The sequence below is a fragment of the Kitasatospora sp. NPDC090308 genome, from assembly GCF_044769485.1.
GTDB lineage: Bacteria > Actinomycetota > Actinomycetes > Streptomycetales > Streptomycetaceae > Kitasatospora > Kitasatospora fiedleri.
On sequence record NZ_JBIVXY010000024.1, the window covers coordinates 1 to 24,237 of the forward strand.

The window sequence follows — 24,237 nt, forward strand, 5'->3', positions numbered from 1 at the left end:
TCCCAGCTTATCAGACGTTTTCCGCTCCGTTTTCCGGAGTTTCATTCGATCCGATTCGCTTTCGCCTTTCGGCGCTCCCGAACTCTACCAGAGTTTCTCGGCCTGTTTTCCCCGCCCTGATTCGAACGAATTCGAATCCGGAGCGAAGCCGCACGACCGTGGGGCAACCCGGAGAACACTACGCACCGGGCTGCCCCAGGTCAAATCAGGCCGTGGCTCAGACCTCGACGACGACCGGGAGGATCATCGGGCGGCGGCGGTAGTTGTCCGCGACCCACTTGCCGACGGTCCGGCGGACCAGCTGCTGGATCTGGCGGACCTCCAGGACGCCCTCGCCGGCGGAGCGGGTCAGGGCCTCCTCCAGCTTGGAGGCGATCGAGGTGAACGCGTTGTCCTCGATGCCGGAGCCGCGGGCCTGGATGGTCGGGCCGCTGACGATCTTGCCGTTGGCGGAGTCGACCACCACGAAGACCGAGATGAAGCCCTCCTCGCCGAGGATGCGGCGGTCCTTGAGCGAGGCTTCGGTGATGTCGCCGACCGAGGAGCCGTCCACGTAGACGTAGCCGGCCTGGACCTTGCCGACGATCCGGGCGACGCCCTTCTCCAGGTCGACGCAGACGCCGTCCTCGGCGATGACCACGCGGTTGCGCGGGATGCCGGTGGCGATGCCCAGGTCGGCGGCGGCGCGCAGGTGGCGCCATTCGCCGTGGACGGGCATCAGGTTCTTGGGCTTGCAGATGTTGAAGAAGTACAGGAGCTCGCCGGCCGAGGCGTGGCCGGAGACGTGCACCTTGGCGTTGCCCTTGTGGACGACCTTGGCGCCCCAGCGGGTGAGGCCGTTGATGACGCGGTAGACGGCGTTCTCGTTGCCGGGGATCAGCGAGGAGGCGAGGACGACGGTGTCGCCCTCGACGATGCGGATCTGGTGGTCGCGGTTGGCCATCCGGGAGAGCGCGGCCATCGGCTCGCCCTGGGAGCCGGTGCAGATCAGCACCACCTCCTTGTCAGGGAGGTCGTCGAGTGTCTTGACGTCGACGAGCAGGTTGCCGGGGACCTTCAGGTAGCCGAGCTCGCGGGCGATGCCCATGTTGCGGACCATCGAGCGGCCGACGAAGGCGACCTTGCGCTTGTACTCGTGCGCGGCGTCCAGCACCTGCTGGATGCGGTGCACGTGGCTGGCGAAGGAGGCGACGATGATGCGCTTGTCCGCGTTGGCGAAGACGTTTCGCAGGGCCGCGGAGATGTCGCGCTCGTGCGGGATGAAGCCGGGGACCTCGGCGTTGGTGGAGTCCACCAGCAGCAGGTCCATGCCCTCCTCGGCCAGCTTGGCGAAGGCCGGGAGGTCGGTCAGCCGGCCGTCCAGCGGGAGCTGGTCCATCTTGAAGTCGCCGGTGGCGACCACCATGCCCGCGGGGGTGCGGACGGCGACGGCGAGGGCGTCCGGGATGGAGTGGTTGACCGCGATGAACTGGCAGTCGAAGGGGCCGATCCGCTCGCGGTCGCCCTCCACGACCTCCAGAACGTAGGGGTGGATGCGGTGCTCGGCGAGCTTGGCCTCGATCAGGGCGAGGGTGAGCTTCGAGCCGATCAGCGGGATGTCCGGGTTCTCCCGGAGCAGGTAGGGCACGGCGCCGATGTGGTCCTCGTGGCCGTGGGTCAGGATGATGCCGTCGACCTTGTCGAGGCGGTCCCGGATGTAGCTGAAGTCGGGGAGGATCAGGTCGACGCCGGGCTGCTCGTCCTCGGGGAAGAGGACGCCGCAGTCGACGATCAGGATGCGGTCGCCGTACTCGAGGACCGTCATGTTGCGGCCGATCTCGCCGAGGCCGCCGAGCGGGGTGATGCGGAGGGCGCCTTCCTTGAGTGCGGGCGGCGCGCCGAGTTCGGGGTGCGGGTGGCTCAAAAGACTCTCCTCACGACGCACGCCACATGCCCGGGGGGTTCCTCCCCCGGTGGCATATGGCGCGCGTCCATCGTGGTTACCTGACTGCCGAGTGCCGCGCGCCTTCGGTCCCGGTCCAGCGGCGGACCCGGGTGGGTCCGGCGAGCCGGGGACGCGCACGTCTGTTGTTGGTTACAGGTGTACCCCGCCGGCGGCGAGATCCTCCTTCAACCGGGCGGTCTCCGCGTCCGTGGCGGGGACCAGGGGCAGCCGGAGCGGGCCGGCCGGGTGTCCCTGAAGGTTCAACGCCGCCTTGGCGAGGATCACTCCCTGGGTGCGGAACATTCCGCTGAAGACCGGGAGCAGGGACTGGTGGACGGCGAGCGCCTTGGCGGTGTCGCCGGCCGTGAACGCCTCGATCATGGCACGCATCTCGGCGGCGACGACGTGGCCGACCACGCTGACCACGCCGACGGCTCCGACCGAGAGCAGCGGCAGGGTCAGGTTGTCGTCGCCGGAGTACCAGGCGAGGTCGGCGCGGGCGACGGCCCAGGAGGCCGCGGCGACGTCGCCCTTGGCGTCCTTGTTGGCGACGATCCGGGGGTGCTCGCCGAGCCGGACCAGGGTGTCCAGGTCGAGCGGGACGCCGGAGCGGCCGGGGATGTCGTAGAGCATGACCGGCAGGTCGGTGGCGTCGGCGATGGCGACGGTGTGCCGGTACAGGCCCTCCTGCGGGGGCTTGCTGTAGTACGGGGTGACGGCGAGCAGGCCGTGCGCGCCGGCCTCCAGGGCCTGGCGGGCGAGCTCCACGCTGTGCCGGGTGTCGTTGGTGCCGACGCCGGTGATGACGTGGGCGCGGTCCCCGACCGCCTCGACCACGGCCCGCACCAGGCGGGACTTCTCCGCGTCGGTGGTGGTGGGCGACTCGCCGGTGGTGCCGTTGAGGACCAGGCCGTCGTTCCCGGAGTCCACCAGGTGGGCGGCGAGGCGCTGGGCGCCGTCGAGGTCGAGGTCCCCTTCGGGGGTGAACGGGGTGACCATCGCGGTCAGGACCCGGCCGAAGGGCGTCTGCGGTGTGGAGGTCGGAGCCATGGGTCCAAAGCTACTCGTAGGGCGGTGGTCGGTAGCCACGCAGGTCCAGGGTTTGGACAGTGCGGGGCGGTGGTCTGGGCGGCGGAACCCGGGCCGGACATGGGATTCCGGTGCTGCGCGCTCGGGGGTTCACGCAGCACCGGAATCCGTGTCCTGAGCGTATGGAGCGGCCGAGAAAGCCGCAATCCAGACATGCCGGACAGTCCGCCCATCTGCCCGTCGGCGCAGGTCAGCGGGCGCACCGCCGCCGCCGGCCGCAGGCCGCACGGGTGAGGGCGGCCGGGCCGGTGCGCCGACGGCCCGTCAGACCTTGCGCCAGCCCGGCACCCAGGCGCCGTCCTCGACGGTGTAGTCGCCGAACAGCGACGGGGCCTCCTTGACCATCAGCTCGCCGATCTTGCCGAACAGCAGCCGGATCTCCTCCTCGGCGCCCGGCGCGGTGCGGTTCTCGATCACGTGCCGCAGGGTGCGGACGTTGGCCGTCCAGACCAGGCCGGTGGCCAGGCCCTCGGGGGCGAAGCGGCGCATGAAGGAGGTCTTCTCCTTCTTCTCGTGGAAGGGCACGCCCTCCTCGTCCAGCCCGAAGTGGTCGGCCATCCAGTGCTGGAACTCCTCGATCTCCTTCATCAGGCCGGTGGCCCGGGCCATCAGCGCCTCGTCCTGCCGGGCCCACTCGGGGAACCAGAACGGGATGTCGTCGAGGCGGACGAAGCGCAGCGACTCCTGGGAGACCGCGACGCCGGCCCGGTGGCGGACCAGCTCGTGGGTGACCACCCGGCTGACGTTGTGCAGGACGAAGGTGAAGGAGACGTGCTCCAGCACCGAGCCGTGCGCGCTGGCCAGGATGTTCTTGAGGTAGACGTCCTGGTCGGTGCGGACCTTGGTGACGTTCGGGTTGAGGCCCGGCTTCCACGAGCGGTAGCAGATCCGGCCGGCGAACTCGGCCAGGTTCTGGGCGTCGTCCAGGTCGCCGCGGTCGACCCGCTCCAGCCAGCTCTCGCCGCCGACGTCCTGGAGGTAGGCGGCGACCTCGTCGTAGTCGAGTTCGGGGCGGGCGATGAGGTGGACCTGGGGTTCGACTGCGCGCATGGAGAACGTCCTGGGGAGTCTGGAGGGGGGACCGGTTCAGTCTACGGTCGGGCGGCCGGGGCCCCGGCACCGTGGGCGTCGTGCAGCTTGATGGCGTGCTGCATCGCCTTGCGGGCGCGCGGCACGTCGCCCGCGTCCGCGTAGGCGACGGCGAGGCGGAAGAAGTTGCGCCAGTCCGCCGGGTCGGCCTCGGCCTCGGCCTTGCGGCGGGTGAACACCGCGTCGGCGGAGGCCCGGTCGATCCGGCCGCCGCCGGTGCGCCGGAGCTCGTCGACCGGCAGGCCGCCCTCGGCCTCCAGCTCGCGGGCGAGCCGCTCGCTGGCCCGGCCGAAGCGGACGGTCTGGGCGAGGAACCAGATGCCGATCACCGGGATGACGAAGGCGCAGAGGCCGATGCCGATGCCCAGCGGCTTTCCGGTGGCGACCAGTTGGACGCCCTCGCCGACGCAGACCAGGCTGACCAGCAGCAGGACGCCGGAGAGGACGAAGAAGCCGGTGCGGGAGGTCATGTCACAGGTCCAGGAAGTGTTCCAGGCCGAAGGTGAGGCCCGGGTGGTCGGCGATCTTCCGGGCACCGAGCAGGATGCCGGGCATGAAGCTGCTGTGGTGCGTCGAGTCGTGCCGGAGGGTCAGGGTCTCGCCCTCGCCGCCGAGCATCACCTGCTGGTGGGCCAGCAGGCCGCGCAGCCGCACCGCGTGCACCGGGACGCCGTCCACGTCGGCGCCGCGGGCACCGGGCAGGCCGTGGGTGGTGGGGTCGTGCTGCGGGGGCAGGCCGGCCTCGGCGCGGGCGGCGGCGATCAGCTGGGCGGTGCGGGTGGCGGTGCCGGAGGGGGCGTCGGCCTTGCGGTCGTGATGCAGTTCGAGCACCTCGACGGACTCGAAGTACCGGGCGGCGGTCTGCGCGAACTTCATCCCGAGGATCGCGCCGATGGAGAAGTTCGGGGCGATCAGCAGGCCGACGGCCGGGTTCGCGGCGAGCCAGCCCTCGACCTCGGCGAGCCTGACGTCGTTCCAGCCGGTGGTGCCGGTGACCACGTGGATGCCGTGGTGCAGGCAGTAGTCGAGGTTGCCCATCACCGCGTCGGGGTGGGTGAGTTCGACGGCGACGTCGGCCCGGGACGCGGTGAGTTCGGTCAGGTCGGAGCCGCGGCCCAGCGCGGCCACCAGCTCCATGTCCTCGGCGGCCTCGACGGCCTTGACGGCCTCGGAGCCGATCCGGCCCCCGGCGCCGATCACGGCGACGCGCAGCGTCATGTCAGTCATCCTCTCAGGCCGGTCGGTCAGACCAGCAGGTCGGCGAGCTTGGCCGCCCGCCGGTCGTTGATCGGGCCGATCAGGGCGAGCGAGGGGCGGTGCGCCCCCAGCACATCACGGGCGACGGCGTGCACGTCGTCCAGGGTCACCGCGGCGATCTTCGCCAGCATCTCGTCCACCGACAGGTGGTGGCCGTAGGAGAGTTCGGCCTTGCCGATCCGGTTCATCAGCGAGCCGGTGTCCTCCATGCCGAGCACGGTGGAGCCGGAGATCTGGCCGATGGCGCGGCGCAGCTCCTCCTCGGTGATGCCCTCGTCGACCACCCGGGCGAGTTCGGCGCGGCAGATCCTCAGCACCTCCTCGACCCGCTTGGGCTGGCAGCCGGCGTAGATGCCGAACAGGCCGGTGTCGGCGTACGAGGAGGAGTAGGAGTAGACGGAGTAGGCCAGGCCGCGCTTCTCCCGGACCTCCTGGAACAGCCGGGAGCTCATGCCGCCGCCGAGGGCCGCGTTGAGCACGCCGATCGCCCAGCGGCGCTCGTCGTGGCGCGGCACGCCGGGGACGCCGAGGACCAGGTGGGCCTGCTCGGTGGGGCGGTTGAGGACGGCGGCCCGGCCCGCGGTGCGGACGGCCTTGACGCCGCGGCGGACCTCGGCGGGGTGGCCCTTGGACTTGGCCAGGACGGGTGCGAAGGCCCGCTCGACCAGCTTGACCACCTCGGCGTGGTCGAGGTGGCCGGCCGCGGCGACCACCAGGTTCTCCGGCTTGTAGCGGCGCCGGTAGAAGCCGGCGATCTGGTCGCGGGTGAGCGCGGTGACGGTCTCCTGGGTGCCCAGGATGGGGCGGCCGAGCGGGGACTCGCCGAAGATCACCTTGGCGAACAGGTCGTGCACCACGTCGCCCGGGTCGTCCTCGGCCATCGCCATCTCCTCGAGGATGACGCCGCGCTCGGACTCCACGTCCTCGGGGCGGATCAGCGAGCCGGTCAGCATGTCGCAGACCACGTCGATGGCGAGCGGCAGGTCGGTGTCCAGGACCCGCGCGTAGTAGCAGGTGTTCTCCTTGGCGGTGAAGGCGTTCATCTCGCCGCCGACCGCGTCGAGCGCGGCGGAGATCTCCAGCGCGTCGCGCCGGGCGGTGCCCTTGAAGAGCAGGTGTTCGAGGTAGTGGGTGGCGCCGTTGAGGACCGGGGTCTCGTCGCGGGAGCCGACGCCGACCCAGATGCCGAAGGTGGCGCTGCGCACCGTCGGGAGGGTCTCGGTGACGACCCGCAGGCCGCCGGGGAGCACCGTACGGCGGACGGTGCCCGCGCCGTCGGTGCCCTTGAGCAGGGTCCGGGTGGTTCCGGGGCGCTGCTTCGCCGCCGAGGCCTGGGCCACGGGTGTTCCTTCCAACTGCTGCTGCACGAACAGGACTTCACGAACAGGGTGCGGCCCGCACGCGCCGGTGGGGGCGTGCGGGCCGCGGGGTGCTACCGGGAGGTCACTCGGAGGCGGCGGCCTCGCCGCCCTCCTCGCCCTCGATGACCGGGATCAGCGAGAGCTTGCCGCGCGGGTCGATCTCGGCGATCTCGACCTGCACCTTGGCACCGACGGCGAGCACGTCCTCGACGTTCTCGACGCGCTTGCCGCCGGCCAGCTTGCGGATCTGCGAGATGTGCAGCAGGCCGTCCTTGCCCGGCATGAGCGAGACGAAGGCGCCGAAGGTGGTGGTCTTCACCACGGTGCCCAGGTAGCGCTCGCCGACCTCCGGCATGGTCGGGTTGGCGATCTGGTTGATCGTCGAGCGGGCCGCCTCCGCCGAGGGGCCGTCGACCGCACCGATGTAGATGGTGCCGTCGTCCTCGATGGTGATGTCCGCGCCGGTGTCCTCCTGGATCTGGTTGATCATCTTGCCCTTGGGGCCGATGACCTCGCCGATCTTGTCCACCGGGATCTTGATGGTGATGATCCGCGGCGCGTTCGGGGACATCTCGTCGGGCGCGTCGATGGCCTCGTTCATGACGTCGAGGATGTGCAGGCGGGCGTCCTTGGCCTGCTTCAGCGCGGCGGCCAGCACGGAGGCCGGGATGCCGTCGAGCTTGGTGTCGAGCTGGAGGGCGGTGATGAAGTTGCGGGTGCCGGCGACCTTGAAGTCCATGTCGCCGTACGCGTCCTCGGCACCGAGGATGTCGGTGAGGGTCACGTAGTGGGTCTCGCCCTCGATCTCCTGGGAGATCAGGCCCATCGCGATGCCGGCGACCGGGGCCTTGAGCGGCACACCGGCGTTCAGCAGCGACATGGTGGAGGCGCAGACCGAGCCCATCGAGGTGGAGCCGTTGGAGCCGAGCGCCTCGGAGACCTGGCGGATCGCGTAGGGGAACTCCTCGCGGGACGGCAGGACCGGCAGGATCGCGCGCTCGGCGAGGGCGCCGTGGCCGATCTCGCGGCGCTTGGGCGAGCCCACCCGGCCGGTCTCGCCAACCGAGTACGGCGGGAAGTTGTAGTTGTGCATGTAGCGGCGACGGGTCTCCGGGGAGAGCGTGTCGAGCTGCTGCTCCATGCGCAGCATGTTCAGCGTGGTGACGCCCAGGATCTGGGTCTCGCCGCGCTCGAACAGGGCCGAGCCGTGCACCCGCGGGATGGCCTCGACCTCGGCGGCCAGGGTGCGGATGTCGGTGACGCCGCGGCCGTCGATGCGGACCTTGTCCTTGATGACGCGCTCGCGGACGATCTTCTTGGTCAGCGCGTTGTAGGCGGCGCTGATCTCCTTCTCGCGGCCCTCGAACTCCGGGAGCAGCTTGTCGGCGGCGACGCCCTTGATCCGGTCCAGCTCGTTCTGGCGCTCCTGCTTGCCGGCGATGGTGAGCGCCTTGGCGAGCTCGTCCTTGACGGCGGAGGTCAGCGCGGCCAGCACGTCGTCCTGGTACTCCAGGAAGCGCGGGAACTCGCCGGTCGGCTTGGCGGCCTGCTTGGCGAGCTGAGACTGCGCGGCGCACAGCACCTTGATGAACGGCTTCGCGGCCTCCAGGCCGGCGGCGACGACCTCCTCGGTGGGGGCCTCGGCACCGCCCTCGACCAGCTTGATGGTCTTGTCGGTGGCCTCGGCCTCGACCATCATGATCGCGACGTCGCCGTCGGGCAGGGCGCGGCCGGCGACGACCATGTCGAAGACGGCCGACTCCAGCTCGGAGTGGGTCGGGAAGGCCACCCACTGGCCGTTGATCAGCGCGACGCGGACGCCGCCGATCGGGCCGGAGAACGGCAGGCCGGCCAGCTGGGTGGAGGCGGAGGCCGCGTTGATGGCCACCACGTCGTACAGGTGGTCGGGGTTGAGCGCCATGACCGTCACGACGACCTGGATCTCGTTGCGCAGGCCCTTGACGAAGGACGGGCGCAGCGGGCGGTCGATCAGGCGACAGGTGAGGATCGCGTCCTCGGAGGGGCGGCCCTCGCGACGGAAGAACGAGCCGGGGATGCGCCCGGCGGCGTACATCCGCTCCTCGACGTCGACCGTCAGCGGGAAGAAGTCGAAGTGCTCCTTGGGCTGCTTCGAGGCGCTGGTGGCCGACAGCACCATGGTGTCGTCGTCCAGGTAGGCCACGGCGGAGCCGGCGGCCTGGCGGGCCAGGCGGCCGGTCTCGAAGCGGATGGTGCGGGTACCGAAGCTGCCGTTGTCGATGACGGCTTCGGCGTAGAAAACGTTCTCTTCCACCTGGAAGATCTCCTCTTTTGTACGTCTCCCCAGGAGCGTCCCTGCGCTTGCCTGCCGTGGCCCGGGCAACTGGGCCGGTCTTCGATCGAAGCCACCGGGTCGGACCCTCTCGCGGGGTTCCCGGCGGCCACTACCGAGGACCGGCGCCTCTCGGCGTGCGGCGGTCGGCGTGTGGACGCTCCTGCGGGGTGCGGGCGGCTTCCGTTTGAAGCCTTGTTCCGGCCCGCAAGGGCGGGCATGCCCTTTACCTTACAAATTCACACCCTACCGAGCGCGGCTTTACGCGGACGGGTTCGTCGCGGGGCGTGGTCGCGGGGTGGCGCGGAATGCGCCGAAGGGCGGCTCCCCCGGAGAGGGGAGCCGCCCCTACGAGCGGTGTCAGCGGGCGCCGCCGGCGGCACCGCGGCGGATGCCGAGGCGGTCCACCAGGGTACGGAAGCGCTCGATGTCCTTCTTGGCCAGGTACTGCAGCAGGCGGCGGCGCTGGCCGACCAGGATCAGCAGGCCGCGGCGCGAGTGGTGGTCGTGCTTGTGGAACTTGAGGTGCTCGGTCAGGTCCGAGATCCGGCGGGAGAGCATGGCCACCTGCACCTCGGGGGAGCCGGTGTCGCCCTCCTTCTGGCCGAACTCGGCGATGATCTGCTTCTTGACGTCAGCGGCGAGGGCCACGGGCATCTCCTTCGGTGTGTCCGAGCGGTCCTGGTAGGAAGCACAGGACCTGACAAGACTCGGTCCACTAAACCCTAGCAGTCCGGCTCAGCTGGTCGCGCCGCGCACCACGTTGTAGACGTTGAGCACGGCGAGGGCGAGCGGGACGAGCGAGAGCAGCATCAGGCTGTCGACCATGTCCAGGATGCGGCCCCAGAACGGGGACACCCCCGAGCGCGGGACGATCAGCGCGATGGCGGTCATCACCGCCGCGCCCGCCGCGATGGACGCGGCCAGCCAGACGGTGCGCAGGTCGGTGCCGCCGGTGGAGCCGGTGGTCAGCTGGGTGAGCAGCAGGTGCACCGGGGTGTGCAGGGCGAGGCCGAGGATCAGCAGGGAGAGCGCGACCAGGCCGGAGATGGTGAGCGCGAAGACCTGCGCGGTGTAGCGGAACAGCCGGGCCCGCAGCATGGTGGAGACGCCGATGGCCAGGGCCAGCAGCTCGGCCCAGGTGCGGTCGCTGAAGCCGAGCACCGTGCAGGCGCCGACGATGGTGGCGGAGGCGCCGCCGACCAGGCCGACCAGCACCTCGTGGCCGCGGCGGGCCTGGGCGGCGATCCGCTCGTACTGGACGGTCTCGGCGCTGTTGGCCTCCTCGCCGTACGCGGTGCCGCGGGTGCGGGTCTGGCCGGGGGCGCTGAAGCCGACGGGCAGGCGGGCGAAGCGGGCCGAGAGCGCGGGCAGGAAGCCGATCACGGCGACCGCGGCGACGCCGGTGACGGCGGCGATGTCGGTGACCGCGGTGCCGGACATCAGGACCGCGGCGAAGGTGGCCAGGGTGCCGGCGGCGGCCAGGAAGGCGGCGGCGACGAACACCGAGTCCTTCTCCGGGAGCAGGCCGACCAGCAGGACGGAGACCACCAGCACGGTGACGCAGCCGACCAGGAACTGGAGCCGGCCGGGGCCGTCGCCGGCGCCGGGGACGTCGATGATGCCGGAGCCGGCCAGCATGGCGTGCGGCAGCGCGCCGAGGCCGAGGGCCAGTGCGGCGGTGTGGTCGGCGTAGACCCGGGCGCGCACGCCGGCGAAGGTCACCAGGACGATCGCGGTGACGCCGGACAGGATGCCGGGCAGGCCGAACATGTTGTGCCGCAGGTCGGAGAACCAGAGCGCGAAGGCCAGCAGCGCCAGCAGCACGGTGCCCGCGATCAGGCCGAAGGCCCGCATCAGGTCGGGGCTCCAGAACCGGCGGTCGGCCTCGACCGCGGAAGCGATGGCGTCCGCGACGTCGTCGTAGACGGCCGGCGGCAGTGATTCGGCGAACGGCCGCAGGCTCAGCAGGTCGCCGTCGCGGACCTGTTGGGCCGCGAGCGGCAGTCCGCTGTCCAGCACGGTGCCGTCCCGCCGGACCAGGTGGAAGCCGGTCGGCGTTCCGTCCACCTGGGTCTGTCCGGAGAGCCTGAGCACTTCCGGATAGATGTCCGCGAGCGGGACGTCCTCCGGCAGGGCGACGTCGATCCGGCTGTCGGGCGCCACTACGGTGACCCGGCAGAAACCGGTCGTTGCGTTGTTGCTCACCGGCCCTCTCCCCCTCGTTGGCTGTGTCGGCAAGGCTGCTGACCACTCGTCGCAACGGCTCCGGAACTGTCACGGTCCGAACGAGAGTTGGCGCGGCGACACCTTACCCTCCGCGGGAAGGGCGGTGTACGCCGGGTGCGGCGCGGTTCCGCGCCGGTCGGGCCGGGCGGCGCGGCTGACGGGCGGTCAGGGCCGTGCGGGAACCGGTGCGACCCCGTGGACGAACCGCTTGGCGTGCGCAGTAGGATCGGCCCCTGCGCACGGCGTACGGGGGCGGCGGTCGAAGACGCGGCAGCCCCGCGCGCCTGCGGTTCGGCGGAGCGGGGGCGGCGTCATCACACGGGGCGCCCTCACCGTACGTATCCAGATGCGTGAGGGCGGATTGTGAGCGAGCGATGGGGGTGCCCCCTGTCAAGTGCCCTGGGAGGGCGCGCCGTTGAGAACGGCGGGTCGCGCGCTGCGGCTGCCGCCCGGGACGGGGTGACGGTATGAACGAGCGGAGCGAGTTCCTCGTCGAGGAGCGCGCGCGTGCGAAGCGCGCGCCGAGCGCTGGCGGGGTGGGCGCATGAGTACGGTGACGGTGAAGCGCCCGCCGCGGGCGTTCCCGCCCGCGGTGTCGGAGGAGCCGGTCGAGCTGGTTCCGCCGCCCGAGCTGCCGCGCGGCGGCGGCGAGGACTGGTTGATGACGCTGATGCCGATGCTCGGCATGGGCGGCAGCGCGGCCTTCCTGTTCCAGGGCGGCCAGGGCCCGATGAAGATGATGGGCGTCCTGATGATCGCCTCCACCGCCGCGATGGCGGTGGCGCAGATCGTCCGGGCCCGCAAGGGCGGCAGCGCGGCCACCTCGGACGAGCGCCGCGACTACCTGAAGTACCTGCAGCAGAAGCGGCGCGAGGTGCGCCGCACGGCCGAGCGTCAGCGCGGCGCGCTGCTGTTCACCCACCCGGAGCCGGACCAGCTGTGGTCGGTGGTGGCCGAGGGCCGCCGGCTGTGGGAGCGCCGGCCGACGGACACCGACTTCGCGCAGATCCGGGTCGGCCTGGGTCCGCTCCAGCTGTCGACGCCGCTGGTGGCGCCGCAGACCGCGCCGATGGACGAGCTGGAGCCGCTCGCCGCGGAGGCGATGGGCACCTTCATCAAGACCCACGGCACCCTCCAGGACCTGCCGCTGGCGGTCTCGCTGCGGGCGTTCTACCACATCACGGTGTGCGGCGACCCGGACTCGGTGTACGGCAACGTGCGGGCGATGGTGGCCCAGCTGGCGACCCTGCACTCCCCCGAGGACCTGATGATCGGGGTGGCCGCCGCGCCCGGCGCGGTGGAGGAGTGGGAGTGGGCGAAGTGGCTGCCGCACACCCAGCACCGCAAGGAGAGCGACGGGGCCGGCTCGCGCCGCCTGATCGCCTCCGGGCTGGGCGAGCTGGAGGAGCTGCTGGCCAACGAGCTGGCCGGCCGCAAGGGCTTCTCCCGGGACAGCACGCCGTCCCCGGACCAGCCGCACCTGGTGGTCATCATGGACGGCGCCTCGGTGCCGGTCGACTCGGTGATCGCCGGTCCGGAGGGCGTCCAGGGCGTCACCGTGATCGAGGTCGTCCCGGGCGACCTGGACGAGCCGAACGGCCACCTGGTGATCACCGTCGGCAAGGACGAGCTGCTGCTGGAGGCGGCCTCCGGGGCGAGCTACCCGGGCAAGCCGGACACCCTGTCGGCCTGGCAGTCGGAGGCGCTGGCGCGGCAGTTGGCGCCGTTCCGGGCCTCGGCGGGCGGCGACGACAGCGACCCGTCGCTGGTGTCGATGGACTTCACCGAGATGATGCACACCGGCGACCCGGGCTCCTTCGACCCGACCCGGCACTGGCGTCCCAAGCCGATGCGCGAGAAGCTGCGCGTCCCGCTGGGCGTCGGCAGCAACGGCGAGTACGTCTGGCTGGACATCAAGGAAGCCTCGCTGGAGGGCATGGGCCCGCACGGCATGTGCGTCGGCGCGACCGGTTCCGGCAAGTCCGAGGTGCTGCGCACCATCGTGCTGGCGCTGGCGGTCACCCACTCCTCCGAGGTGCTGAACCTGGTCCTCGCGGACTTCAAGGGCGGTGCGACCTTCGCCGGCATGTCGGAGATGCCGCACACCGCGGCCGTGATCACCAACCTCGAGGGCGAAGCGACCCTGATCGACCGCATGCGCGACGCGATCGAGGGCGAGATGAACCGCCGCCAGGAGCTGCTGCGCGCGGCGGGCAACTACGCGAACATCAACGAGTACGAGCGGGCCCGCGCGGCGGGAGCGCCGCTCGACCCGCTGCCCTCGCTGCTGATGATCATCGACGAGTTCTCCGAACTCCTCACCGCCAAGCCGGACTTCATCGAGCTGTTCATCCAGATCGGCCGGATCGGCCGCTCGCTCGGCATGCACATGCTGCTGGCCTCGCAGCGGCTGGAGGAGGGCAAGCTCCGCGGCCTGGACACCTTCCTCTCCTACCGGCTGGGCCTGCGCACCTTCTCGGCCGCCGAGTCGCGGGCCGCGATCGGCGTGCCGGACGCCTACCACCTGCCGCCGATCCCCGGCGTGGGCTACCTCAAGTTCGGCTCCGACGTGATGGAGCGCTTCCGCGCCGCGTACGTCTCCGGCAAGTACCGGGCGCCGGGCGCCCAGCGCGCGGTCGGCGGGCAGGTGGTCACCGCCCAGCCGGTGCTGTTCACCGCCGCCGAGGTCGAGGTGGTCGAGCCCGAGGTGGAGGTGCTGCCCGAGCTCCCCGAGGAGGAGGAGACCGACGAGGCGCTGCTGGACACCATGCTCGACGTGTTCGTGCAGCGGATGATCGGCCAGGGCCCGCCGGCCCACCAGGTGTGGCTGCCGCCGCTGGACGAGTCGCCGTCGGTGGACAGCCTGCTGGAGCCGCTGCAGGTCAGCCCGGACCGCGGCCTGACCCCGGCGGCCGTCCGCCAGGGCAACCTGGTCGTCCCGGTCGGCATCGTCGACAAGCCGCGCGACCAGCGCCGCGACGTGATGTACCTGGACTACTCCGGCGCCGCCGGCCACGGCATGGTCGTGGGCGGTCCGCGCTCGGGCAAGTCCACCATGGTGCGCACCATCGTGGCCGGCTTCTCGGTCACCCACACGCCGGTCGAGGCGCAGTTCTACCTGCTCGACTTCGGCGGCGGCGGCTTCGGCTCGCTGGCCGACCTGCCGCACGTCGGCGGCGTCGCGGGCCGGCTGGACGTCGAGAAGGTCCGCCGCATGATCAGCGAGGTGCACGGCGTGCTCAACCGCCGGGAGGAGCTGTTCCGCTCCACCGGCATCGACACCATCGCCACCTACCGGTCCCGCCGGGCCGCCGGGCAGCTGCCCGACGAGCAGTTCGGCGACGTGTTCCTGTTCATCGACGGCTGGCTGACCTTCAAGCAGGAGTTCGAGGTCCTGGAGCCGGTCATCGCCGACATCGTGCAGCGCGGTCTCGGCTACGGCGTGCACGTGGTGATCACCGCGGCCCGCTACGCCGAGGTCCGCCCGGCGCTGAAGGACCAGCTGCAGAACCGGGTCGAGCTCAAGCTCGGCGACTCGATGGAGTCCGAGATCGGCCGCAAGGTCGCCGCGAACGTCCCGGCCATCCCCGGCCGCGGCCTGACCGCCGACCAGCTGCACTTCCTCTCCGGCCTGCCGCGGATCGACGGCTCCAGCGAGGTCGCGAACCTGGTGGACGGCGTGGCCGACCTGGTCGCCCAGGTCAACGCGGCCTGGACCGGCCCGCGGGCCCCGCAGGTGCGCATGCTGCCGCCGGTGCTGGACGGGCACTCGCTGCCCAAGGGCTTCGAGCACCCGGAGCTGGGCGTCGCGTTCGGCGTCGACGAGGTCGAGCTGGCGCCGGTGTTCGTCAACTTCGAGACCGACCCGCTGTTCGTCGTCTTCGGCGAGAGCGAGTCCGGCAAGTCGGCGATGCTGCGGATGCTGATCAAGCAGATCACCGAGCGGTACACCCCGGACCAGGCGGGCATCGTGGTCGGCGACTTCCGCCGCTCGCTGCTCGGCGTGGTGCCGCCGGAGTACCTGGTGGAGTACGCGGCCGCCGCGCCCGCCATGTCGGCGATCGTGGAAATGCTGCGCGGGGCCTGCGGGCGCCGGCTGCCCGGCCCGGACGTCACGCCGGAGCAGCTGCGCAACCGCAGCTGGTACAGCGGCAAGGACATGTTCGTGATCGTGGACGACTACGAGCTGGTCGCCACCCAGTCGGGCAACCCGATGGCGCCGCTGGCGGAGTTCCTGCCGTTCGCGCGCGACATCGGCCTGCGCCTGATCATCGCCCGCAACGCGGGCGGCGCCGGCCGCTCGCTGTTCGAGCCGGTGATGCAGCGGATGCGCGAGCTGGGCGGCCAGGGCCTGCTGCTCTCCGGCGACAAGGGCGAGGGCGCGCTGCTGGGCACGGTCAAGCCGCAGCCGCAGCCGCCGGGCCGCGGCGTGTTCGTCTCCCGCCGGATCCAGGCGGGCCAGACGGTGCAGACCGGCTGGCTGCCGACGCAGATCTAGTCGGGACGCCGTTCACGCACGGTGACCGAAAGGGCCGGACTCCGGAAGGGGTCCGGCCCTTTCGGCACTCTCGCCCCGGAACGGTGTCATAACGTTATCTTCCGTTTTTCGCGGTTTTCCTTCGGTTCCCGTACCCCTCCGGGCCGGTCAGGGGCGGTTTTCGGCCCAGCAGCACGGCACGGTGGAGCGCCTTGGAATCGGGCGTTACCCAGCTCACTTCACCTTCGATTCAAGCGCGGTTCACCGGAGTTGACACTACGGAAACATACGTCCCGCGCGCTCCGGAGCTGCGTTCCGCAGGCAGAACGGCCTTACGACAACGGAATCCGCAGCCGATCCCGCGTTGACTGGGCCAACTCGCCCAGGCAACCTGGCGAACCGGGAGCGAAGCAGAACCAGACCGCGAGACCGTGCTTCGGAGGCGATAGCGCTCCCGACCCCCACACCGCCGCTCAGTGGATCGGATGCCCCATGACCGACACGCTTCCCCCGCAGGTAGCCTCCCCCGTCGCGGAGGACACCGCGGGCAGCCCCAAGAAGCTCGCCCGATCGCTCGGCGTCGTGGGCGGAACCCTGCTCACGCTCTCCTGCGTGACACCGGCATCCTCACTCTTCGTGATCGTCCCGGACCTCTTCAACTCGCTGGGCACCTTCACCCTGATGTCGATCGTGATCGGCACGGTCATCTGCGTCGCGGTGGCGTTCTGCTACTCCGAGCTCGGCACCCTGGTGCCCTCCGCGGGCGGCGAGTACGCCATGGTCGGCACCCTGGCCGGCAAGTTCACCGGCTGGCTGGTGTTCATCCAGTCACTGATCGTGGTGATGATCGTGCCCTCGATCATCGCCATGGGCACCGCCGACTACCTGGAACCGATCATCCACCTCGACCCCAAGTGGGCCGGGGCCGCGGTGATGCTGGCCGCCACCGTGGCCGGTCTGCTGGACCTGCGGGCCAACGCCTGGATCACCGGCGTCTTCCTGGTGCTGGAGGTCATCGCCTGCGCCGTGGTCGCCTTCCTCGGCTTCGGCCACTCCGAGCGCGGCGTGAGCAGCCTGCTGCACGGCGCGGTCTCCAACGGCGCCGGCGGCTCCACCGGGGTCGGCTTCGCGGCGGTCCTGACCGCGATGGGCACCGCGCTCTTCGTCACCCAGGGCTTCTCCACCGCCATCTACCTCTCCGAGGAGCTGGAGAACCCGCGCAAGAACGTCGCCCGCACCGTGCTGTGGACGCTGGGCCTGTCGACCGCCGTCATCGTGATCCCGGTCGCCGCGATCACCCTGGGCGCCCCCGACCTGACCGCGCTGACCTCGGGCGACGTCTCGCAGCTGGTGATCGGCTGGAGCAACAGCGGCGTCGGCACCTTCATCAGCCTGTGCATCGCGCTGGCGATCATCAACGCCGGCATCGTGATGGTCATCCAGAACTCCCGGGTGCTGTTCGCCTCCGGCCGCGACAAGGCCTGGCCGGAGCCGGTGAACCGGGCCTTCGGCAACCTCAACAAGTTCAGCGCCCCGTGGATCTCCACCCTGGCGGTCGGCGTCCCCGGCGCGGTGCTCTGCTTCGTGCCGCAGAGCACGCTGATCAACATCACCGGCGTCGCGGTCGCCGCGCTCTACCTGCTGGTCGCCGTCGGCGCGCTGTTCTCCCGCCGCGCCCACCACAAGGACGCCGCGGCCTGGCGCCAGCCGCTGTGGCCCGCGCTGCCGGTCCTGGTGATCGTGGCCCTGGCCTACACCCTGACCCAGCTCGACCACACCGCGCTGTGGTGGACGCTCGGCATCACCGCCGCGGCCAGCCTCTACTGGGCGCTCTACCTCCGCCCCCGCCCGGAGACCCGCTGGGTGATCACCCTCCCCGAGGACGAGCGCGTCTGACCCCCGCGGACCCGCTCCCGTCGGCCCCGCCCGGTCCCCGAGACCGGACGGGGCCGGCCCCTTTTCCGGGACCGGCCCCTGGTGCGTCCTGCGCGTCCTGCCCGCCCCGCACGCTCCGGCGGATCGGCTCGAACGGAACGGCTCCGGCGGATCAGCCGTGCCGCCCGCGGCGCCGGTTGAGGTCCCGGGTGACGATCGCGCCGCCGGCCAGGCCCGCCACCACCAGGGCGCCGATGCCGAGCACGAAGGTGCCGGTGCGGCGGTCCCGGTCGGCCTGGGTCTCCTCCAGCCCGAGCGGCTGCGGCTGCAGCGCGACGTTGTCGAGCTTGACCTTCGGGTCCATGCTGGGCGACGCGCTCGGGCCGGGCACCTTGGCGTACTCGACGGCCTTCACCGGGTCGACCACGCCCCAGCCGATGTACTTGTTGGGGCCCCGCTCGGTGCGCTGCGCGGTCTGCTCGATCACGGTGCGGATCTGCATCGGGTTCCAGTCGTGGTGCAGGCTCTTGAGGATGGCGGCCAGACCGGAGACGTACGGGGCGGAGAAGCTGGTGCCGTTGTCGGTGCACTGGCCGTGGCCGGGCACCGTGGAGAGCATGTCGACGCCGGGCGCGGCCACCTTGACGAAGTCGCCGTACTGGGAGAACGGGGCCCGCTCGTTGTTCCGGTCGGAGGCGCCCACGGACAGCACCGTCGGGTAGGCGGCCGGGAAGGTCGGGCCCTCGACGCCGTCGTTGCCCGAGGAGGCGACCACCACGATGCCGGCCTTGTCGGCCCGCTCCATGGCGGCCCTGAGCGCCTGGTCGTTGTCGAACCGGTCCTGGTTCTCGGACTTGTTCGGGTCGATCTGGACCCGGACGTCCTGCGAGATGTTGATGACGTCGACCTTCGCCTCGATCGCCTTGTCGACCGCGTCGATCAGGCTGGAGACGTCGCCGTTGCCCTCGGCGTCGTTCTGCCGGATCGCGTAGATCCGGGCGTCCTTGGCCAGGCCGACGAAGCCGATGCCCTGCACCGGGGCGGCCGCGATGATGCCGGCCACCTTGGTGCCGTGGCCGACGTTGTCCTCGGTGCTGGAGTTGGTGGCGGGGAGCTGCTTGCCCTTCTTCCGCAGCGTGTCGGTGAGCAGGTCGGGCCCCGCGTCGACCTTGCCCTTCAGCTGCGGGTTCCTGTCGTCCACCCCGGTGTCGATGACGGCGACCTTGATGCCGTTGCCGGTCTGGTTCGGGAAGACGCCCTGGCCGGACGGCGACGCGCTCGCCCGCGCCTTGTCCGTGCCCCACAGCTCGTCGAGGAACACCCGCTGCAGCGACCACGGCTTGGCCGCGACGTCGTCGTTGATCGGGAAGTCGCAGTCGCCGGACCCGGCGAGCCGCAGCTGTCCGCGGGTGTCACCGCCCGCCGGAGCCGGTCCGGCCCAGGCGGGGCCGATCGCCATCGGGCCGATCGCGCCCAGCACCAGCAGCACCGCACCCGTTCGGCGCAACGATCCTGACGACACCTCTGCTCCACCCCTCACTGCGTTCCACCCGTTCCGGTCGTGCCCCGCCCCGTGCGGCACACGAAGGGCGGGCGCCCCTGAGGACGCCCGCCCGTGTCAAGCACTCGCCGTGCCGGTTCCCCCGTGCCGTCGGCAGACGGTCAGCCCCAGATGCCCGCGTTCGCGTTCTCGGTCTGCTGGTAGCTCTGCGCGGCGTTGTCCAGCGCGGCGGCGATCCGACCGAGGACCTCCTGCAGGTCGGCGGCCTTGGCGTCCCACTCGGCCTGGCGGGCCTGGTAGCCCTGCTGGGCGGCGCCCTCCCAGCTGGAGGCGATGCGCTGGACGCCCGACTTCAGGTCGTCCAGCTGGTTCTGGATGCGCGAAGCGGTCTGCCGGACCTCGGAGCTGGCGTTCTGGATGGTCTGGAAATTGACGAGAATGCCGGACATTGATCTCTCCCCTTCGATGGATTCACGGCGCGCCTCCGCGGAGACGCAGTGTGGTGGTGGTTACTGAGCTACCGGCGTCAGCCGATGCCACCGACCGCAGCGCGCTGCTCCTCTTCGGTCATCGAGTAGGCCTTGGTGGTCGCCTCGATGGCCTGACGGATCTCGTCGAGGATCCGGTTGAGCGCGTTGGCGTCCTCGTTGAACTGCGACTGCATCTGCTGGTAGGCGGACGCGGCCGCGCCCTTCCAGCCCGAGGCGATCTCGGAGACCAGGTTGTTGAGGCGACCGATCTCGCCCTGGACCTGCTGGTTGACCTCACCGATGCGGTTCGCGAAGGCGGTCATTTCCTCCGCGGTCGTCGTGAACTGACCTGCCATGATCCACCGTCCCCCATGAGACAGACTACGTCCGGACGCCCCTGTGGCGAACGCCCGTACGGGCACCACTTGTGTGGTGCTCTGAAGCACTGTAACGGCCAACTGCCCTCCGCCCAACACCGGGTAGCGGGTAGTTACCAGACCATGACACTGGATCGCGCTACCCGCGTTGACGCCCCGTCAGGCGTTCTGCGGCTGAACCGCGGCCATGGTGTCGAGCACCGGACCGGCCGGGACGAGCTTGGACCAGGCGGCCGGGACCTGGGTCGGCACGACGTCCTTGTAGTCGAGCCGGGCCTGGGCCTCGTTGGTGTCCGACTTGGCGGCCGGGGCGGCCGGCGCGGCGGAGGAGCCGTCGGCCGCGGGGGCGGCGGTGCTGGCGGGCAGCGAGTAGCGCAGGCCCGCGTCGGTGATCAGGAAGTAGCTGCCGGAGCTGGCCTGGCCGTTCGTGTCGAGCGTGTCGCCGTCCACGGCGCGGTACAGCAGGCCGTGCCCGGCCGTCACGTGGGCGCTGAGCGAGTCCGTGGTGACGGACGCCGGGTACTTGACGTCCGCCCAGACCGTGCGCTTGATCCGGCCGTCCGCCTCGGCCCCGGCGTAGGTCGAGCAGACCACCGTGCGGGGCTTCTCCCCGGTGTTGACGGCCTTCACCTCGTGGGCGGGCATGTCCGGGTGCTCGGTCATCAGGTGGCTGTCGATCTTGGGCTGGAGCTTGTTGATGTCGCTCGCGTTGATCGGCTCGGCCTTGACCTCGTCGGTCCCGGCACCGTACGCCATCGCCACGGCGGGGTCGTTCCGCATCAACTGGTACTGGAACGGGGTGATCTGGTAGAGCTGATCGGCGCCGACCACGTAGAAGGCGTCCTGGAAGGACAGCAGGTGGCCGATCCGCTTCTGCTTCGGGTCGGACATGTCGAGGCGGGAGGAGCCGGCCGCGCCCTTGTCGCCCATCCCGGGGATGACCGGGAACTGCACCGGGGAGCCGTTGCCCAGGGTGTCCAGCCAGGCCTGGGTGACCTGCTGCGGCAGGGGGGACTGGCCGAACAGGGCCAGCTTCAGGGAGTTGACCTGCTCCGGCGTCTGGTTGTACGTGCCGATCGCGTGCTTCATCCCGGTGGAGTCCACCAGGTAGAGCGAGCCGTCGGTCTTGGCGTCCACCGGCGGCTGCTGGACGAACAGCACCTGCTCCTCGTTGAGCACCAGGGCCGGCTCCTTGAGCTTCTTCTCCTCGTCGCCGGCGGCGACGAACACCGACTGGCCGACGCTCGACTGGGTCTTGTCCTTGCCCTGGGTGTCGCAGACCGACCAGAGCTTCTGCCTGCCCGCGTCGTCCTTGCTGGGCAGCTTGTCGGGCGCGTAGGGGATGCCGATGGTGGCGCCGCGGCTCGGGTACTTGTCCAGCACGTCGTCGGCGACGGACAGCACGGTGGCGCCCGCGGGCAGCACCAGGCGGGCCGAGGACATGTTCAGCACCTGGTGCAGGGTGGGTGCCTTGTCCTTCCCGTCGTTCAGGATCACGTAGCGGGTGGTGGAGGACTTGCCCTGGAGGATGTACTTCCCGTTGTCCCAGTTCGGCGGCGCGGCGGGCTTGAGCACGCCCCACATGCCGAAGCCGGCGACGACCACCGCGGCGACCACGAAGCTCGGCAGCACCGCCCGGAGCGGGCGCGGCGCGTCCTCGTCGTTGCCGCCACCGCCCGGCTGCAGGAAGGCCCCCACCATCCGCTTCCGGGCGAAGGTGTAGGCGTTCAGCTCGTCCCGGCGTGATGCCATGCTCGTCCCCGTCTCCCCTGTGTGACCCGCCGCGCGGGTGTCAACGCGCTTGTGCTGTCCGTGAGTCTGCCACCCGGCGGGCGGCCCCCGGGGCCACTCCTCTACGATGCGGCAGCAGACGGTGAGTACGGTAACGGGTAGGCTCCGACGGTCCGCCATCCGGGCCGCCGACCCGGCCCCCGCCCGAGACTCGTCCGGGCCCGCAGGGGGATCTGACGGGACATCTGAAGCAGAGAGGGCAATTCGGGGGATGCCAAGCCAGTCCGCTCCAGCACGACGACGCTCCACTCCGCAGGACCGGCGGCCGGACGCCCCGGGCGGACGCCGGGCCCGCAACGCACCGCCCGCCCCGGCCGCGGTCGGCCCGGTGGGCCTGCGGCTGCTGCCCAGGCCCGGGCTGCTGGGCCGCCGGCTGGAACTCAAGCAGATCGTCCAACTGGAGGTCGCCGCCGCCCTGGTGGCGGTCGGCTGGTCGATCAACACGATGATGGCCGGGATCTTCGCGGTGCCCGCGCTGGTCCTGGTCGCGATCGCGCTGCTGCGGCTGCGCGGCCGGACCACCGGCGAGGCGGTGAGCGTCCGCTCGGCGTACAACGCCCGCCGCAAGGAGGCGAAGTACAACGTCCCGCCGCCCGGCACCGACCCGGCGATCGCCCCGGTGATGGAGCTCGACCCGGCGCTCAAGACCTGCACCCACGCGATCGAGACCGACCTCGGCGACGGCCGTCCGCTGCGCCGCGAGACCGGCATGGTCGGCGACGGCACGTTCTTCACCTCGGTGCTGCTGGTGCAGTCCAAGGACCAGCCGCTGCGCCCCGGCCGGGCCACCTCCTCGGTGCCGCTGGACCTGATCTGCTCGATCCTCCAGGTCGACGACATCGGCCTGGAGTCGGTGCAGTTGGTCCAGCACACCCAGCCCGCCCCCGCGCCGCACCTGCCCGAGCACTCGCTGGCCGCCCGCGCCTACCAGCAGACCCCCGGCGGGGTCAGCACCCCGGCGCTGCGCCTGACCTGGGTCGCGCTCAAGCTCGACCCGGAGCGCGCGGCCACCGCCGTGCTGGCCCGGGGCGGCGGCGAGGAGGGCGCCCGCAAGACGCTGCAGCGCGTCACCGACCAGCTGGCCGGGCGGCTGAACAGCGCCGGGTTCATCGCGACCGTGCTGGACGAGCGGGAGCTGATCGCCGCGCTGGCCATCTCGGTGTGCGCCAACCCGGTGGCGGTGGCGGGCCGGCAGGGCTCCGGCGGCGGCGGGGTCGGCGTGCGCCGGGCCCAGGAGTCGTCGAAGTACTGCCGGATCGACGACCGCTGGCACGCCACGTACTGGATCTCCAAGTGGCCGGTGCTGTCCCGCCCGGGCATCGGCGGCGGCCGGGTGACCGCCCCCGACCTGATCAACCAGCTGACCAGCACCCCCGCGTTCGCCTCGACCTTCTCGGTCACCGCGACCCGCGCGATGGGCGGTGCGGTGGCGCTCAGCGGCCACCTGCGGCTGACCGAGCACAACGAGGCCAGGCTCGACCAGATGGGCCGCCAGGCGGAGTCCCGGGCGCAGCACAACGGCGCCTCGCTGACCCGCCTCGACCTGGAGCACGCCCCCGGCCTGCTCGCCACGCTGCCCCTGGGAGGGACGTCCTGATGGCCTACCAGACCTACTCCGGCCAGGCCCCGCAGCCGGTCGAGCAGCGGCCGGTGCGGGTGCGCCCCGGTTACGGCCTGCGCGGCCCGCGCCGGGAGAAGCACGTGCTGACGGTCGAGGACCTGGCGGCGGTGGCCTTCCCGGTCGGTGACGACGGCGTGGTGATCGGCCTGGACCACCAGCAGCAGCCCGCGGTGATCGGGCTGTTCCGCCCGTCCGCGTTCGACGTGGTGCTGGTCGGCGGCATGTGGACGGCGCAGCTGATCGCGCTGCGGGCGGCCGCGACCGGGGCCCGGATCGCGGTGGAGACCGGCCGTCCGCAGGCGTGGGCGCCGATGGCGCAGGCGGCGGGCGGCGGGCAGCCGTGCGTGACGATCCACCAGGTGGGCCGGCTGGGCGCGCAGGGCGCGTCGGTGGCGTCCCCCGTTCTGGTGGTCCGCGACCTGGGCGCGCGGCCCAACCGGAGCCGGCTGTCGGCGACGCCCTGGCAGACCACGCTGACCGTGCTGCCGTACCTGGGCCCGAACGCGAGCCGGGTGCTGAACGCCGCCGACCTGGTCGGCCTGCAGCGGGTCTCGCCGCAGGAGGCCGATCTGCTGGGCCGGCTGCTGTCGCTGGCCCCCGGTGACGTCAGCGCGCTGCCGACGCTGCCGGACAACGTGACGCTGTGGGCGACCCGGATGCGGCGCCAGTACGTGATGACCAACCAGGGCGAGGCCGAGACCCAGGTGCTGGGCGGTCCCCGCCGCATGGACTGACCGCCCACCGGCCGGTCGGCGCGCTCCGGGGCGGCTCCCGCGGCCCCGGGGCGGGCCGGCCGGCCGGGCCGGGCGGATCCGCCGTCAGGTCGGGCACCGCCTTCAAAGCGGCCCCGTGCACGGCCTAGTCT

The 24,237-nt window shown here is 71.4% G+C and carries 17 protein-coding genes; 4 read left to right on the forward strand and 13 right to left on the reverse strand.

The window, feature by feature from the left end; translation table 11 throughout:
- Window positions 1–217 precede the first annotated feature (217 nt).
- The 9 genes from ACIQVD_RS32380 to eccD form a co-directional block, all read right to left on the reverse strand.
- Window positions 218–1,903: a ribonuclease J gene (locus ACIQVD_RS32380; protein ID WP_100840435.1), complete on the reverse strand. Its 1,686-nt coding sequence runs from the start codon at window positions 1,901–1,903 to the stop codon at window positions 218–220.
- A 171-nt stretch (window positions 1,904–2,074) separates the two neighbouring features.
- Entirely contained in the window at window positions 2,075–2,974 is a 900-nt protein-coding gene (gene dapA / locus ACIQVD_RS32385) for a 4-hydroxy-tetrahydrodipicolinate synthase (RefSeq protein WP_100840436.1), read from the reverse strand.
- Window positions 2,975–3,277: 303 nt separating this feature from the next.
- Window positions 3,278–4,063 carry an FAD-dependent thymidylate synthase gene (thyX, locus tag ACIQVD_RS32390; protein ID WP_100840437.1) on the reverse strand — a complete coding sequence of 262 codons (786 nt, stop codon included), beginning with the start codon at window positions 4,061–4,063 and terminating at the stop codon, window positions 3,278–3,280.
- A 41-nt stretch (window positions 4,064–4,104) separates the two neighbouring features.
- Entirely contained in the window at window positions 4,105–4,572 is a 468-nt protein-coding gene (locus tag ACIQVD_RS32395; protein ID WP_400693365.1) for a hypothetical protein, read from the reverse strand.
- A gap of 1 nt (window position 4,573) precedes the next feature.
- Complete coding sequence (gene dapB, locus ACIQVD_RS32400) at window positions 4,574–5,320, reverse strand: 4-hydroxy-tetrahydrodipicolinate reductase (RefSeq protein ID WP_400693368.1); 747 nt, start codon at window positions 5,318–5,320, stop codon at window positions 4,574–4,576.
- Window positions 5,321–5,346: 26 nt separating this feature from the next.
- Window positions 5,347–6,699: a M16 family metallopeptidase gene (locus ACIQVD_RS32405; protein ID WP_400693371.1), complete on the reverse strand. Its 1,353-nt coding sequence runs from the start codon at window positions 6,697–6,699 to the stop codon at window positions 5,347–5,349.
- Between the two features lie 103 nt (window positions 6,700–6,802).
- Window positions 6,803–9,013, reverse strand: a complete 2,211-nt coding sequence (locus ACIQVD_RS32410) for a polyribonucleotide nucleotidyltransferase (RefSeq protein ID WP_100840441.1) — start codon at window positions 9,011–9,013, stop codon at window positions 6,803–6,805.
- A 378-nt stretch (window positions 9,014–9,391) separates the two neighbouring features.
- Window positions 9,392–9,682 (reverse strand): 30S ribosomal protein S15, encoded by a 291-nt coding sequence (rpsO, locus tag ACIQVD_RS32415; RefSeq protein WP_030462697.1) that lies wholly within the window; start codon window positions 9,680–9,682, stop codon window positions 9,392–9,394.
- Between the two features lie 87 nt (window positions 9,683–9,769).
- Entirely contained in the window at window positions 9,770–11,239 is a 1,470-nt protein-coding gene (gene eccD / locus ACIQVD_RS32420) for a type VII secretion integral membrane protein EccD (protein WP_400693376.1), read from the reverse strand.
- A gap of 565 nt (window positions 11,240–11,804) precedes the next feature.
- On the opposite strand from eccD, the gene eccCa reads away from it, so the two are divergent.
- The gene (eccCa, locus tag ACIQVD_RS32425) at window positions 11,805–15,758 is read left to right on the forward strand and encodes a type VII secretion protein EccCa (protein ID WP_400693378.1); all 3,954 of its coding nucleotides are present in this window, start codon (window positions 11,805–11,807) and stop codon (window positions 15,756–15,758) included.
- Between the two features lie 471 nt (window positions 15,759–16,229).
- Window positions 16,230–17,633, forward strand: a complete 1,404-nt coding sequence (locus tag ACIQVD_RS32430; RefSeq protein WP_402292535.1) for an APC family permease — start codon at window positions 16,230–16,232, stop codon at window positions 17,631–17,633.
- A 151-nt stretch (window positions 17,634–17,784) separates the two neighbouring features.
- On the opposite strand, the gene mycP is transcribed toward ACIQVD_RS32430, so the two are convergent.
- The 4 genes from mycP to eccB all read right to left on the reverse strand — a co-directional run bounded on the left by mycP (window position 17,785) and on the right by eccB (window position 21,712).
- On the reverse strand, window positions 17,785–19,119 hold the full coding sequence (gene mycP / locus ACIQVD_RS32435; RefSeq protein WP_400693384.1) for a type VII secretion-associated serine protease mycosin: 1,335 nt from the start codon (window positions 19,117–19,119) through the stop codon (window positions 17,785–17,787).
- A gap of 155 nt (window positions 19,120–19,274) precedes the next feature.
- Complete coding sequence (locus ACIQVD_RS32440) at window positions 19,275–19,562, reverse strand: WXG100 family type VII secretion target (RefSeq protein WP_100840445.1); 288 nt, start codon at window positions 19,560–19,562, stop codon at window positions 19,275–19,277.
- A 77-nt stretch (window positions 19,563–19,639) separates the two neighbouring features.
- Entirely contained in the window at window positions 19,640–19,939 is a 300-nt protein-coding gene (locus ACIQVD_RS32445) for a WXG100 family type VII secretion target (protein ID WP_030462703.1), read from the reverse strand.
- 180 nt (window positions 19,940–20,119) lie between these two features.
- Window positions 20,120–21,712, reverse strand: coding sequence for a type VII secretion protein EccB (gene eccB / locus ACIQVD_RS32450; protein WP_402292537.1), 1,593 nt, complete (start codon window positions 21,710–21,712; stop codon window positions 20,120–20,122).
- Between the two features lie 250 nt (window positions 21,713–21,962).
- On the opposite strand from eccB, the gene eccE reads away from it, so the two are divergent.
- Together eccE and ACIQVD_RS32460 are read left to right on the forward strand one after the other, a co-directional pair.
- Window positions 21,963–23,348, forward strand: a complete 1,386-nt coding sequence (eccE, locus tag ACIQVD_RS32455; RefSeq protein WP_400693391.1) for a type VII secretion protein EccE — start codon at window positions 21,963–21,965, stop codon at window positions 23,346–23,348.
- Window positions 23,348–24,106: a hypothetical protein gene (locus tag ACIQVD_RS32460; protein WP_100840448.1), complete on the forward strand. Its 759-nt coding sequence runs from the start codon at window positions 23,348–23,350 to the stop codon at window positions 24,104–24,106. The genes eccE and ACIQVD_RS32460 overlap by 1 nt, the downstream gene beginning before the upstream one ends.
- Window positions 24,107–24,237: the final 131 nt, after the last annotated feature.